Genomic DNA, 13,843 nt, shown 5'->3' on the forward strand with positions numbered 1-13,843 from the left:
CGACAGCGGCCGACACGGATACAGGGGCCCTCGAGATACCGGCCGGCCGATGACCGGACGCTCAGCCCGCACAGGTGAATACGCGCAGGTACGCACGGGTACTCCCGTCCGTTCATCTGGGCACGGATCGTCCTTCGCCCCGCCTTGGCAGGGCCGTCATCCGGTCAGTCCGATGAACCGGTGCAGCCGGGCCAGCGGCCTCGGCGCCCACCAGTTGGCGTGCCCGGCCAGCCGCATGAAGGCCGGGACCAGCACTCCCCGTACGAGGGTGGCGTCCATGAGCACGGCCAGCGCCATCCCGGTGCCGAGCACCTTCAACGGGGTCAGCCCCGAAGTGGCGAAGGCGGCCATGACGACGGCGAACAGGAGAGCGGCGGCGGTGACGAGTCCGCCTGTGGCCTGCAGTCCCCGGGCCGCCGCGGCGATGTTATCGCCAGTGCGGTCGTATTCCTCCTTGATGCGCGCGAGCATGAACACCTCGTAGTCCATGGACAGGCCGAAGGCGACGCAGAACATGAGCACCGGCAGGTCGAAGTCGATCTGCCCGGTGACGACGAAGTTGCCCAGCAGGCGCCGCAGATGGCCTTCCTGGAACACATACACCAGCGCACCGAAAGTAGCCGACAGACTCAGTGTGTTCAGTACGAGTGCCTTGAGCGGCAGCAGCACCCCGCCGGTGAACAAGAAGAGCAGCAGCGCGGTGGAGAGGGCGACGACGCCCAGCGCGTATGGCGTCCGGTCGCGCAGGGCTGTCTTGATGTCGACCAGTTGGGCGGCGTCTCCGCCGACGAAGGCCTGCCCTGGTGCGGGCACACGCCGGATGGACTGAACAAGGGCAGCGCCCTGCGAGGAGTACGGTCCAGCGGCGGATTGCACCTGGAGCCAGGTGCCGTCGCCGTTCGCGATCCGTGGCGAGACCGGTCCGGCTGGGGCTATGCGACGTCCGTTGCGGTACGTGCCCGTCGCCGCGTCCACATGGTCCACTCCTGGTAGCAGCGCCAGTCTCGCGGCGTACAAGTCTATGTCGTGGCGCACGCTGCTGGCTTTGAGCGCCGGCAGGACGATGGTGACAGGTGAGCCCGCGCCGGGGCCGAACCGGGTACGCAACAGCTGGGCCGCCTGCTGTGCCGACGAGGACGTGGGCAGGACCTGGTCGCCGCTCAGTCCCAGGTCGAGTCGCATGACTGGAGACCCGGCAGTGAGCAACAGCGCGACGATCGGGACGGACAGCAGGAGGGGCCGTCTCATCACGGTTGTCGCCAGCCCGTACCAGAACCCGCGCCGGGGACTGCCGTCCGCGCCGGCTCGCCGCGGGTCCGCGGGGGGCTGCCTCGCGTGCGCGGCCCGGTGTCCGTGTCGCTGCGGGTGTCCCCGTCGCTGTGATGGCCTGCGCCGCCGTGCTCCGATGCCCTCCACGCGGTGCCCGAGCAGAGCCAGCAGGGCCGGCAGCAGCACCACCGCGCCGAGCGCCGCCAACAGGACCACGGCGATCCCGGCGTAGGCGAAGGAGCGCAAGTGGAACATCGGGAAGAGCAGCATGCCCGACAGTGACAGAGAGACCGTCACGGCGGAGAACAGCACAGTGCGGCCGGCGGTGCGTACGGTCTCAGCGACGGCTGCGGGTACCTCGGCGCCTGTGGCCAGTTCTTCGCGATATCGGGTGATCATGAACAGGCTGTAGTCGACGGCCAGTCCGATGCCGAGCGCTGTGGTGATGTTGACGCTGAATACCGAAACCGGCACGTACATGTTCAGCACGCGCAGCATCGCCAGCGTGCCCACCACGGCCATCGCGCCGACCAGCAACGGCAGCAGCGCCGCCACCAGCCCGCGGAAGACGAGCAGGAGGACGAGCAGGATCAGTGGTGCGGCGAGAAGCTCGGCGCGGGACAGGTCCTCCTGGCTGCGCTCGTCGATCTCCCGAAGCACCTCCGTAGTGCCGGTGGCCCTGACCGACACTCCCTCCCCTCGGCCGACGGTGCGCGGGACGATGCGGGCTGCGCTTTTGCGTGCCGCGTCCTCGTTTCCGGACAGCCGCACCAGTACCAGTGCCGAACGGCCGTCGGACGAGCGCAGCCGTGCGTACCGACCGAGCGACCAGTACGATCCGGCCTCCTCGACACCGCGTTCGGCGGTCAGTTCTCGGGTCAGCCGCAGGCCCTGATCGGCTACCCGTGCGTCATCGACCGTGCCCCGCTTCTGCGCGGTGACGACGAAGACGAGGTTTGGTGGTCCCGCGGCGAACTGTCGGGTGAGGATGGCATCGGCGACGGCCGATTCGGAGCGTGGAGGGCTGAGACCGCCCTGGGACAGGCGGCTCTCCACGTCGGCACCAAAGGGCAGCGCGAGGGCGACGGCGACGAACGCGGCGGCCAGGACGCCCCACCTGTGCCGGGCGATCAGCGCACCGAGGCGGGCCAGCGTCGACACAGCATGGCGCGGACCGGCCGTCCGGCGGGGCCGGGACCGGCCTGCGACCGGGGACGTGACGCGGCGTGGAACGTAGCTGCTCCTTGTCGGTTCCGCGCGATTCTCCCCGATCGGGACGGCCCCTACGGCCCGGCGCAAATACCCCGGGCCGCCGGACCACCCCACGGGATCCGGGACGTCGCTCGCGGCGCTCGGCCGGCTCGGCCGAGCGCCGCCGTCGGCGACGCTCCAACGCGCGGTTTGCAGGGACGCGCCCGCCTTGGCCCTCTTATGGCTCAACGTTGCCTGACCTCCGGTGAGTGTCGGTTCGTCGAAAGACCGGCCTGGGCGGCTTGAGCAGCCCACACGGCCCCACTACGTCCGCCGCCGAGAAACAACTCAGTCCATCCGCCACCACAAAGCACCGCGGTGTAAAAACTTTTGAGGCAAACAACGAAATATCATCTGTTCATGGGGTGTTGAGGACACTCGCATGACCTGAAGCCGGTGGGCTGACACACCCCCGTCCCGTGCCCGGGGCTTTGCCCTCCCCCTGGTCGGGGGCCGCGCTCAAGAAGAACGACATCGTGTCGCCCTGGACCCGCGGCAGATGGGTCGACTCCGAGGTGTTCGACCACACCTCGGTCCTGCAATTTCTCGAGCGGTGGACCGGGGTGCCCTGCTCGCTCATCAGCCCATGGCGTCGTCGGGTCTGCGGCGACCTCACCTCCGCCTTCGACTTCGACACCCCGGTCTACGGCCTGACTGCCCTGCCCGACCCCGCGCCCGCCGGCCAAACGGTGGCCACCTGTCCCGTGTGCAGAGTCACCGGCGGCTCCAATGCCCCGAGTGCGACGTCCATGCCTGCGCAGGAGGCGGGAACACGGCCGGCCAGGGCACTGCCCTACCAGCCCAACGTCTACCTCGATCACTACACCGTGTCCGGGAGCACCAGCAAGGCCTATTTCAACTTCGAGAACACGGGTGCCCAGGTCTCCCGCGCTGCCCACTTCTCCTTCTACCTCAACGCCTACCGGAGGGATCCGCCCTGGCAGTACACCGTCGACGCGGGCGGCAGCACCAGCGACTACTTCAACATCGGATCCGGCTTCGGCAGCGGCAAGTACGACTTCACCGTCATCGGACCGAACCGCTTCCTGCGCCAGTTCAAAGGCAATGCCTCCACCGCCACCGGCCGGGGCGCCCGGGTCAGAAGCTACTTCGCCGACGGCGGTCACGGTGCTCTGGCCATCTGGTTCGACCTCTACAACGACAACGACGCCGCGGTCACCTTCACCCTCAAGTCCGACCAGTACCGCAGCATCCAGGAGACCGTCACTGTCCCGCCCACAGCAGGGGCAGCTACTACTTCAACCAGGTCCTCTACGCCGACACCGGGTACGACTTCACCATCACCATCACCATCACCATCACCGTCAGCAACGACAGCGCGTGGTCCCAGCGTTTTGTCGGCCACATCGAAACAGGTGCCCCCGGCATCACCGGTTGAGCCGATCCGCAGAGTCCCAGGGCAGCACTCCAGCTACCGCAGGGCCCCTTGCCCAGGGTTGACCAAGACCTCGAAGAGGTGATGCGCGCCCCGCGCACCCTCTCTGCTGAGCACATCGGCGGTGCCCGGCACCGCCACCGCAGCTCAGCCTTGGCAACGGCTGATTCCAGCAGTCACGCACGTGTGATGAACCTCGAGGACCCGCATGGCCTGCGCACCACGAGGGGCATGACGTGCCGCACTGGGCCGACGAGGCAGGCCTTTGACCTGCCGTGTTCTGGACCCGGTCGTCCTCCAAACGCGCGAACGACGTGCGCGGGCGGCTCGCCTTCCACGGGCCCGTCCAAGCCCTACTCCTCGGCCGAGCCCGGTGGACGTGTCAGCGATCTTGTGTAAGTCGGTTGGTTTCATTGGATGCTGAGCCGGTCCTCGAAGAACAGTGAGAACTGGTTCAGTGCCTCTTTCCAGTGTGCGGCGACGTGGTTCGCGTCGCGCGCTTTGGGGTTGATCTGCTCGCGGACCGCGAGGTAGAGCACCTTCAATGCGGCTTGTTCCGAAGGGAAGTGGCCGCGGTTGCGGGTCGCCTTGCGGAGCCGGGCGTTCATCGATTCGACCATGTTCGTGGAGTAGACCACCATCCTTATGGTCGGCGGGAACGCCAAGTAGGGAGTGAACTCCGGCCAGGCCGACCGCCAGGTGCGGACGATCGCCGGGTAGCGTTCGCCCAGCTCAGAGGCCGCGAACACGTCGAGGGCCTGCTCGGCGGCTTGTTCGGTTGGCGCTGTGTAGATGGCTTTGAGAGCCGGGACCAGCTTGGGGTGGTCCCGCACGGACGACAGCCTGAGCGAGGCCCGGGTCAAGTGGATCACGCAGGTCTGGACCGTGGCTTTGGGTCAGGTCGCTGTGACCGCGTCCGGCAGGCCCTTCAATCCGTCACACACGACGATGCACACGTCCTCGATGCCGCGATTGCGCAGCTCGGCCAGGACGGACATCCAGGTGGTGGCGCCTTCGCCCTCGGCTCCGACCCACAAGCCCAGGACGTCCTTGCGGCCGCCCATGTCGACGCCGACGGCCAGGTAGACCGGTTTCGAGGTCACCGAGCCCGACCGGATCTTCACCCACAACGCGTCGATGTAGATGATCGGCCAGATGGCATCGAGGGGCCTGCTCTGCCAGGCCACCAGCTCGTCGACAATGGCGTCGGTGACCTTGCTGATCAGGTCGGGACTGACCTCGACCCCGTAGATCTGGGCGAGGTGGGAGCGGATGTCGCGGACGCTCATGCCGCGGGCGTACAGGGACAGGATCCGGTCGTTGAACCCGGCCAGGCGACGGGCGTTCTTGGGGACCAGACGCGGTTCGAAGTCTCCGTTGCGGTCCCGGGGCACCGCCAGCGTGACCGTGCCAGCATCGGTCAGGACCGTCTTGGGCGAGGTGCCGTTGCGGGAGTTTCCCGACCCGTGGCCTGCCCGATCGCCGCGTTCATAGCCGAGGTGTTCGCTCATCTCGGCTTCCAGGGCCCGTTCCAGCACGGCCTTGGTGATCTCCGTCAGCAGCCCGCCCTCGCCGAGCAGGGCCGCCCCTGAGGCATCAGCCTTGTCGAGCAGTCGCTCGACCACCTAGTCAACCATCGCGTCCCCAGTCGCCGCAGCGGCCGGTTCTGTCTTCTCCGCCATGACTCGTCCGATCCGCCTGACCACGGGCCCGAGGCCGAGCCCCCAGCCAGGCTGTCATGTCACGGACTTACACGATCTTTCAGACACGCTCAGCCCGGTTCCTCCTCCGAGGACTGCACCACGGCGGTGGACAGGGTGGTCAAGTTCTCCAGCCGCTTGCGCGCGAGTGTCCGGCTGCGCTTCAGGCTGGCGATCTCACGCTGGAGACGGGCCGCGGTGATTGCGAGGGCCTGCTCGGTCTGGGTGGCCATCCGGGTGTGCTCCTCGTAGGCGTCGATGACCTTGGTGGACAGCACACCGAACGTGCTGACCGCAAAGCCCTGGTCCTGGGCCCAGGCTCGGACGAGCAAGGTGCTGCCTGGTCCGAGGCGGCTGAGCTTCGACTGCAGCGCCGAGAGTTTCTTGTTGATGCCGGCGATCTCGGCACGGATGCGGTTCTCGTCCACCACGCGGCTCTCGTGGTCGACCAGTTCACCGAGCAGCTCACGAACGCGGAGGGTATGTCGATGGACGCGTCGTTGGTTTGCGTTCTGTTCGGCTCGTACCAGCGCGGCCAGGCCACGGATGAGCGCCGAGTCGATGCTCGCGAGCGTGCTTCCGGAGCGGGTCGCGGTCTGGGACAGGCCCTGCATTTCGGCGAGTGCGGCGAGCTGTCCCGTACTCAGGCCTGTCGCGCGTTGGATGTCCCCGGGGTGGTGGCCGCTCTTGAGCATGAGCACGGCTGTGTCCGAGGGGCTCATGTCGGCTCCTTCCTGGTGGCTGTGGCGGAAAACTCTCGGCGCAGCGTCTGTCGGCGGTTTCTTGTAGTGCCCGCCCAGATGCTGTCACCGGCTTCTGCAGGGTGATCGATCGCCCAGGCCAGACACTGCTCGCGGGTGGGGCAGCCGCTCAGGCAGGCCAGCTGGGCGGTTGCCCGGTCGGTGGAGTTACCGCTGCTCCACAGGTTCGGGTGGTAGTCGGCGTCCTGACATGGCTCGGCGCCACTGAAGCGGGGGAAGGGGGCGAGGTGCTTCTTGAGATCAGCGGCTGTGGCGTGTCCCCGGGCACGGACGGGTGTGGTGTCCATCTGGGTTTCCTTCAGTGCGAGGGGTGACCGTATGGGGAGTGCCAGAGGTCCGTGACATCCGGTTGGAGGGAATCCATCTGGGCCAGGGCGATGATGGCGTCCTGGACGTTGATCAGGGCTTCGCGTCGGTGGGCGCAGGCCACACGGCTTTCGGCCTCCCGCAGGGCCTCCTCCAGCGCGTTGTCGACATCCGTGCCTTCGACGACGTAGTGCTGGTGTCCGCGGGCGCCGCCGAGCGTTTGGATGGGCATGGTCACGATCCAGGTGCACATGGTGTTTCCTTGGGGTCTCTGAGCTGGGAGTATGTACTCCGATTTTGTGGAATTCTGTGCTTACGCCAGGCTCTCGTGACAAGGACCGGGATCGCGTCTCCCGGCGGAGGGCACTTCAGCCACCACCCCGGGTGTACGGATAGGGGATGTACCACCGCAGTGGTACAGAGGGGTCCACTACCGCCGCACGACACAAGAGCCCTGCCGCGGGCTGCAGGGGGCGCGCTTGCACCTTCTGCATCCAATTCATTGCACAGCGTTACGGCGACTGGGTGCCTGCTGCTACAGGCCCGCAGCCGGGCCGTGCGGCTGCTGCCCCACGGCTGGGCCTCTTGGCTTGCTCCCGGGTCGGACGGGCCCCGCGTCAGCAGTGACGGCCACGGCACGGCGATGTTGCCCAGGCTCACGAATCCGGCGGCCATCGCAGCCGGTGCCTGCAATGGCGTCGCCTCGCACGGGTCTCCGGCGAGCCCGCTCTCGTGGATCGAGGCCCTGACCGGGCTGAGGGTGTGCCGACAGCCTAGGAACCGGATGGCCCCACAGCCGGACAACGGCTTCTGGGGGCGACGAGGCCTGGCACGATCCGGGGGAGGAGGAGGCCACACCGAAAGGCGTTGACTGCTCTTCTCCCTGAAGGAGGAGATTCCTGGCTCAGGCTGCCTGCTGAGGCAGCGCCTCGGCGGGTCTTGCGCCCTCGACACCAGCCGGGTTCAGGGAGATGCCCGGTGACCGTGGCGAACACGGCCTGGCACAGTACCTCGGTCATGGGAGTTGAAGAAGGAGTTGGATCAGGAGCCGGCGGCCAGCCCCATGGGTCGCTGGGCCCCGGACGGCGCTTGTCCGGGGCCCAGCAGTGGTGCCGCAGTCAGGACGCGGCCGGCGCTGGTCCGGTGAGCGTCGGCGTTGTCGCCGCCGAAACCAGCGCAGGCACCGCTTTGCGCACCTGCTGCCGCGAGCGCACCCGGGGCTCCCCTGCCGTGTACCACCCATACATCGGCACTGGACCTCCCCTTGAGCGCGTTTCACCAGCATCCCAAGCGCCGGCCCTCGGCCGCATCCGGCTGTAGGCGTCACCTCGCATACCACTCCGGTGGTACGACGCCGCAGATGTCACCCCAGGGATGTCCCGACGAGCCGTGGTCAAAAAGCGGGAAGGACCCAGGCGGGGGTGGGTGGGTCGGTGGCCGCTCCATGCCTACAGGTGCCCTTGTGCCATGCCGGTCCTCGCACGGCATCGTGAGCCGCCGTCACTGGTCACCGCATCCGAGGCAAAGACTCGGAGCGGACTGTGCATGCCGTCGTGGTGAATCCAGCCCTTGACAGCCCCCACAGTCCGTGGCTTCATTCCGTTCTACATCGCTGTCCAGGGCAAATTCGACCGCGGGCTGAGCAGGGTTCAGCAGAGCGCGGATACGCGGGTGCTCTCCACGGGTCCCGACGCCCCCCTTTTCATACCACCGGTTCAATGGCATGCCCTTGCCGCTCAGGACCGAAGGCTGCAGAACCTGTCAAAGTCACGTCCAGGAGAATGAGATGGAAACGCCGACCAGTCACCCCAAGCGTGCCAACTCCAACGGGCAAATACTGAAGTTCAGTTAGCTGCCCAGGTGCACAACAGCAGGCTCGTGGGCAATGTCACGCGGTCGAGTCCTGGCCGGTCATGGTCCGTTGGAAGCGGTACGCAAGGCGACGTGCGCATGTCGTCGAAGTCGCTGGCGTAGCTGTTACTTTGGTTTTGCGCCGCGTTAAAAAATGCAGGTGGATATCCCACTTACGCATGTGCGTTGTTCCCCTTGCGAGGCTTCACTGTGAAGGATCAGGGCGGAGTCGAGCTACGCCTCGCCATATGTCGGACCAGGGGGGAATGAGCGTTCTATGCGCCGGCTGGGCGCTAGAAGCCGATTCACGTTGTTTTCAGCCCCGTTTTCGTCTCTCTTTTCGTCCGGATCTGGAGGAGGCCCGTGAGCCGTTCCGATGTTCCCGTCTTCCCGAGCATCTTCGCCGATGTGCGGATCCCCTTTCCCCGCACTGAAGAGACTCTGCGCTGCCGGACCGAGCCAAAGCTGTTCGCCCTGGAAGGCCTAGCCGGCCAAGGTGCCCGGCAGCACGCCATCCGCAAAACACGGCTCATGTGCGCCGCCTGCCCAGTCGTACGCAGCTGCCTGAAGTGGGCCCTGGCAAACCCCGAGTTGACGGTCGCAGGTGTATGGGGGGGCACCACTCCCGCCCAGCGCCGCGTGTTGCGCGAGCGGCTCATCGACCACATGGGTCCGGACTGGGTGGGTGTCGTCTCCGAGGCCGAACGCAAGCGACGCGACCACACGGCATCCCCCCGGCACAAACCGCTGACTGCCCCCGAGCCCTATCTCGTCCAACTGGAACGCGCTCTATCGGAGCAACACCCGCCGACGATGCAGGAATGCAACCGCATGCGGCTCGTCGCCGTCCTCAACATCCAGTAGATGACCGACCGGGACGCCGGTGACACCTGCCCTGTCAGCAGGATTTACCGGCGCGGCACCCGGCCGCCCCGGTCTGCGTTAAACCCTCTCTCTGGAGAACAAGCAGAGGGACCAGGACATAGGGCGGACAGCACGGGCACGCCGCTGGTGGGCCGTGCGGACCCACTCGTCATCCGCGGCTCGGCATCGTCTTGGCGCGAGCTGCCCTGTCCGTACCAGGTCATGGCGCTGCCAGTGCTTCGGTGGGTGGCAGGCAGGATGCGCGGACGGTTGGGTAGAGGCCGGCAAGGGCCCCGAGGGCCAGGGTGGCTGTCAGGCTGGCGGCCATGGCCCAGGCGGGGACTGCGACGGGCAAGCCCTGGGAGAGCCGACCACCCTGCCGAGCTGCACACGGTCCACCCCGGAATCGAGACCGCCGAACTCCCCTGAGTGGCAGACATACCGCAGGCCCCGGCCTGTTTCGCACCCCACCTGATTGCTTCGCCCCATCGTGATGCGGCGGCGCCACTGCCCGTATACCGCCGTCGACAACTGCACCTGGCCGAGGGAGCTACGCGCCTGCCACGCAACAAGCAGAGGACCGCGATCCAGTTCCCCGGCCCCCTCTGTCGTCGAACAGGTCCAGACCGGCAAACGGTCAGGAGTTCGGCCAGGCCATGCACCAGCACCTGCTGGACAAGGGCCTCAGCCACTTCCGCATCAAGCCCCAAACCCAACGGCTGAAAAGCAAGGACGAACCATCTCAACGCATCGACCCAGCAGGTACGGCTGAGGCGTGCCGTTCACCAGCGCAGGTCGTCGAGACGGATACTGTGCGCGATCTACATCCCCCCGACATCGTTGCCTCCCGGACGGAGTCCATCACCTCATGCCCAACCCCCCCACGCCCCTGCGCCGCGCCGCGGTCGTCGCCGCCCTGACCGCCGCCGGACTCCTCGCCGCAGCCGGCGTCGCCTCCGCGCACGTCACCGTCCACCCCGAGAGCTACGCCAAGGGCGCCACGGACGGCGTCCTCACCTTCCGGGTCCCCAACGAGGAAGACAACGCCTCCACCACCAAAGTGCAGGTCTTCCTGCCCACCGACCACCCCGTCCTCGGCGTCCTGGTCCACCCGCAGGACGGCTGGACCGCCAAGGTCACCACCACCAAGCTCACGACGCCCGTCAAGACCGACGACGGCACCATCACCGAAGCCGCCTCCCAGATCACCTTCACCGGCGGGAAGATCGGCGCCGGACAGTACGAGGACTTCGACGTCGCCTTCGGCCAGCTGCCCGACAACACCGGTCAGTTGACATTCAAGACCCTGCAGACCTACTCGGACGGCAAGGTCGTCCGCTGGATCGAGGAACCAGCCGGTGACGAGGAGCCGGAGAACCCAGCCCCCGTTCTCAAGCTCACCGCCAAAGCCCCTGAGGAAGACAGCGGCACCTCACCCGCCTCGCCATCGAGCCCGAAGACTTCCGGCAACTCCAAGCCGACTGCGTCGGCCAGTGACTCTACCGCCCGCGACCTCGGTGTAGCCGCACTGGTCATCGCTGCCTTGGGGCTGGCCGTGGCGGTGTTCGCCCTGCTGCGCGGCCGTTCGAACGGGTCTCGGGCCGACTAGCACACCTGCCCTGGCGGCGGAGACCCGATGGCAGGGCAGGCGCCTTTCGTCGCGATACAGGGGCGGGCGAAGGACCCAAGTGACGGCCGCCGCTACGGGGCTTGACTCGGTTCCCCGCTCGACGGCCGCCATGTCTTTCTCGCCGGCGCAGGCTTCCAGCTCCGCCAGGCTCAACTCTGCCCGGCGTTTCTGGGACGAGAGCAGCCGCTAGCCTCAGTCCCGACGGAGACGGTGCGGGTGGCGCGGGCGACAATGGCCGTCGACAGCGCGCAAAGGAGCGGGGAGCGCCGCCCCATGGATCGCCGCTGACGGTCTGTGCGGGGCCGTTGAGGACGTTCATGGTCGCGTGCGGGCGGCGGCCAAGGCAGTGGATCCGGGCAGGCAGGTGCAATCCCCGTTGCAGGCTTGGGCGTTGATAATCGGCGTGTCGGCTGCCGGCGCACGCGGTGGATTCGATCGGGCTGGGTCGGCCCGGAGGGAACCCGTCGCCCGGGAAGCCGTGGCGGAGGCCGCCGTGCCGCTGCCACCTGTGCTGCAGACCACGGCGTACTTGGGTAGCAAGCCCTCCGGCGGGTTCGGCAAGGGCGCTTTCTCAGTCAATGCGGGTGGGGAACCGGGCAGGGAGTGGCACTTCCGGCGTGCCGCCCTGCCGGTCCGTCCCATGATCTGAGCCTGGGGCCATCATGGGTTCCGGGACGGTGAGGAGCATCGGCATGGGCGTGAGCAGCAGCTATCTGTCCAGGGCGGAAGTGCAGCAGTTGCTGGGCGTGAACACGTTCGGTCTGTGGCGGCTGGTACGGAAGTACGACAAGTTTCCGGAGTCGACGGAGAAGCCTCACAACCCGTTTGCGGCGTTCAGCGACAAGAAGGAGCCCGTGGAGGTCTGGGACGGCACCGAGGTCTACCAATGGGCAGCGGAAACACCGGAGTTCGCCCACCGAGGCGCGGTGCTGCTGGGCCCGCTGCCTGATGACCTGTTACCCGGCCGGTGGGCCGGATACAAGGACACGGTGAGGGGACCGGCGCTGGACTGGCACACCACCCTCGGCACCATCCGCATCGTATACAACGACGACCGCAGGACCGCCACGGACGTCGCCTCCGCCATCGCCGACAGCGGGAGCCCGGACGACGCCGTCACCGTCTGCGCCCTGTACGGGGACACGGGCATCACCGGCCCGGCCCTGGTCGCTGCCGACACCGCCCACCCGGGCATCGAGTACGAAGCCGGCTGGGGCAACGTCGCCGCTCTTGCCGGCCAGGACCTGCCCTGGTGGCCCGACGTGCTGCGCCAGCCGCAGTTGATCCGCCAGTGGCAGCCCGGCGCCCCGGCCGCCGTCGTTGAGGTACCGTCCAACGCCAATGAGAAGATCCTTCGCCGAGCGGCGCGCAACGGCACCTTCGACATCACCTCACGGTGGGCCGTGACGGACATGGCCAACAGCATCCGCAACAACCGCATCGACGACACCGATCACGACAACGAGATCTTCGGCAAGGAGAGATACGGCGACATGCCGACCCCCGTCGTCATCGCCGCCGTGCCCGACACCACCCGTCACCCTCTGCCGTGCGACGGTGACCGCCAGGCCCTCAAGGCCGGCTGGCACACGCTCGCCCTGAGCAGCCACCCGGATGCGGTCGCCGCGCTAGAGGTCGCCGTCGGCCGGGAGCCAGACTTGCTGCCCTTTGGGGCAGTCACCGAAGTCCCCGTACAGCCGGGCACGATCAGCGAGAGTTGGACCAGGCGGCTCACGATGTGCGACCCGACCGCCGCCCACGCCGTCCTCGCCCAGAGCGACAGGGCGGAGGCGTTCTTCATCGACCCGCTCACCGACATGCCTGTGCTGCGCATCCCCAGCGACGGCCGCAAAGCCCTGTGGCGCTTCTACGCCCCGCTGTCCCTCCCGGCTAGCGGCGCGGAACTCGCTTCGATTGTGCTCCACCACACCGTCTGGATCACCACCAGCGACGGGCACGTCCACCCCGCACCCTGCACGCCGACCGAACACCTGTGGTGGGGCGACGGATGGGGCGACCGGCCCAGCGAGGCGGCAGCCGTCGTCGACGCGCTGCTGAACGACCTCGGCGCCACCGTCAATCTGCACGAACACTGGAAGGCCCCCAAGGGTCTGACCGCACTGTTCAACGAGGAACACAAACACGGCGCCGGAATCACCCGCAGCACCCTGCTCCACGCGCGCATGACCCCGCCCCGCATCCGCTGAACACCGCCCGGCAGCCCGCTGCTTCCGCCTGCTCGATCAGAGACAGTCCGGGAACTCAGAGGGCGTTAAGTCCGTTTCTGGTAGCGGCCGCGTCCGGGGTGTTCGAGGAGTCCCTGGCGGACGAGTCGTTCCAGGCGGGAGGGGGTGACGTTGATCGAGGGGTCGTCGGTGGGCAGGCCGAGGTGCTCGTGCAGATCGCGGACGCGGAACACCTTCCCGGGGTGCTCGTTGAACGTGGTCACGATGCGCTGGTAAGCGGTGGCGGTCTCCGCGGGGGCCGTTGCGTGGTCGGGAGGGGTGAGGCCGTCGATGACCTTGCGGGTGGCGGCGAGCTCGGCCAGGCGGGCTTTCGGCGAGGGGGGTGGTGAGCCGCTCGATCTGCTCGCGCAGGCTGTCGGCTCGTGCGGCGGTCTCATCGTGTTCGGCCTGCAGCAGCCGCAGGAGTTCGTGGACGTTCACGCGGCCAGCTCCACGTCGTCCCGCCAGGTGGGGGTAGGGGTGGTGAGACGGCGGAGCATGCCGGCGGTGGAGGCCCAGTAGACGCGGGAGGCCGCGTTGTCGGGCCGGTGGTCGTACTCGCGGGCGCCTCGCCCGCGAGTACGACCACC

General features: G+C 67.7%; 9 protein-coding genes and 2 pseudogenes. 4 read left to right on the forward strand and 7 right to left on the reverse strand.

Annotated elements, in window-relative coordinates; genetic code table 11:
- Window positions 1–156: 156 nt before the first annotated feature.
- Complete coding sequence (locus ABZ471_RS44620) at window positions 157–2,430, reverse strand: MMPL family transporter (RefSeq protein ID WP_359074888.1); 2,274 nt, start codon at window positions 2,428–2,430, stop codon at window positions 157–159.
- Window positions 2,431–2,939: 509 nt separating this feature from the next.
- On the opposite strand from ABZ471_RS44620, the gene ABZ471_RS44625 reads away from it, so the two are divergent.
- The gene (locus tag ABZ471_RS44625; RefSeq protein ID WP_359074889.1) at window positions 2,940–4,001 is read left to right on the forward strand and encodes a phospholipase domain-containing protein; all 1,062 of its coding nucleotides are present in this window, start codon (window positions 2,940–2,942) and stop codon (window positions 3,999–4,001) included.
- A 325-nt stretch (window positions 4,002–4,326) separates the two neighbouring features.
- Here the strand turns inward: ABZ471_RS44625 and ABZ471_RS44630 are convergent.
- The 4 genes and pseudogenes from ABZ471_RS44630 to ABZ471_RS44645 all read right to left on the reverse strand — a co-directional run bounded on the left by ABZ471_RS44630 (window position 4,327) and on the right by ABZ471_RS44645 (window position 6,936).
- Window positions 4,327–5,541 (reverse strand): annotated as a pseudogene (locus tag ABZ471_RS44630) (IS256 family transposase).
- A gap of 146 nt (window positions 5,542–5,687) precedes the next feature.
- Window positions 5,688–6,338: a hypothetical protein gene (locus ABZ471_RS44635; protein ID WP_359074890.1), complete on the reverse strand. Its 651-nt coding sequence runs from the start codon at window positions 6,336–6,338 to the stop codon at window positions 5,688–5,690.
- Window positions 6,335–6,664, reverse strand: coding sequence for a WhiB family transcriptional regulator (locus ABZ471_RS44640; RefSeq protein WP_359074891.1), 330 nt, complete (start codon window positions 6,662–6,664; stop codon window positions 6,335–6,337). Before ABZ471_RS44640 ends, ABZ471_RS44635 begins: the two co-directional genes overlap by 4 nt.
- A gap of 11 nt (window positions 6,665–6,675) precedes the next feature.
- Window positions 6,676–6,936: a hypothetical protein gene (locus ABZ471_RS44645; protein WP_359074892.1), complete on the reverse strand. Its 261-nt coding sequence runs from the start codon at window positions 6,934–6,936 to the stop codon at window positions 6,676–6,678.
- 1,961 nt (window positions 6,937–8,897) lie between these two features.
- Between ABZ471_RS44645 and ABZ471_RS44650 the strand changes: the two genes are divergently transcribed.
- The gene (locus ABZ471_RS44650) at window positions 8,898–9,398 is read left to right on the forward strand and encodes a WhiB family transcriptional regulator (protein ID WP_359074893.1); all 501 of its coding nucleotides are present in this window, start codon (window positions 8,898–8,900) and stop codon (window positions 9,396–9,398) included.
- 220 nt (window positions 9,399–9,618) lie between these two features.
- On the opposite strand, the pseudogene ABZ471_RS44655 reads toward ABZ471_RS44650, so the two are convergent.
- Window positions 9,619–9,759: pseudogene (locus tag ABZ471_RS44655) on the reverse strand (ABC transporter permease); the annotation flags it as partial.
- A gap of 507 nt (window positions 9,760–10,266) precedes the next feature.
- Here ABZ471_RS44655 and ABZ471_RS44660 point away from each other — a divergent pair.
- Both ABZ471_RS44660 and ABZ471_RS44665 read left to right on the forward strand, forming a co-directional pair.
- Complete coding sequence (locus tag ABZ471_RS44660) at window positions 10,267–11,007, forward strand: YcnI family protein (RefSeq protein ID WP_359074894.1); 741 nt, start codon at window positions 10,267–10,269, stop codon at window positions 11,005–11,007.
- A 713-nt stretch (window positions 11,008–11,720) separates the two neighbouring features.
- Complete coding sequence (locus ABZ471_RS44665; protein WP_359074895.1) at window positions 11,721–13,235, forward strand: hypothetical protein; 1,515 nt, start codon at window positions 11,721–11,723, stop codon at window positions 13,233–13,235.
- 65 nt (window positions 13,236–13,300) lie between these two features.
- On the opposite strand, the gene ABZ471_RS44670 is transcribed toward ABZ471_RS44665, so the two are convergent.
- Window positions 13,301–13,651 carry a hypothetical protein gene (locus ABZ471_RS44670; RefSeq protein ID WP_359074896.1) on the reverse strand — a complete coding sequence of 117 codons (351 nt, stop codon included), beginning with the start codon at window positions 13,649–13,651 and terminating at the stop codon, window positions 13,301–13,303.
- Window positions 13,652–13,843 lie beyond the last annotated feature (192 nt).

The organism is Streptomyces sp. NPDC005728, assembly GCF_040630895.1.
In the GTDB taxonomy this organism is placed as follows: domain Bacteria; phylum Actinomycetota; class Actinomycetes; order Streptomycetales; family Streptomycetaceae; genus Streptomyces.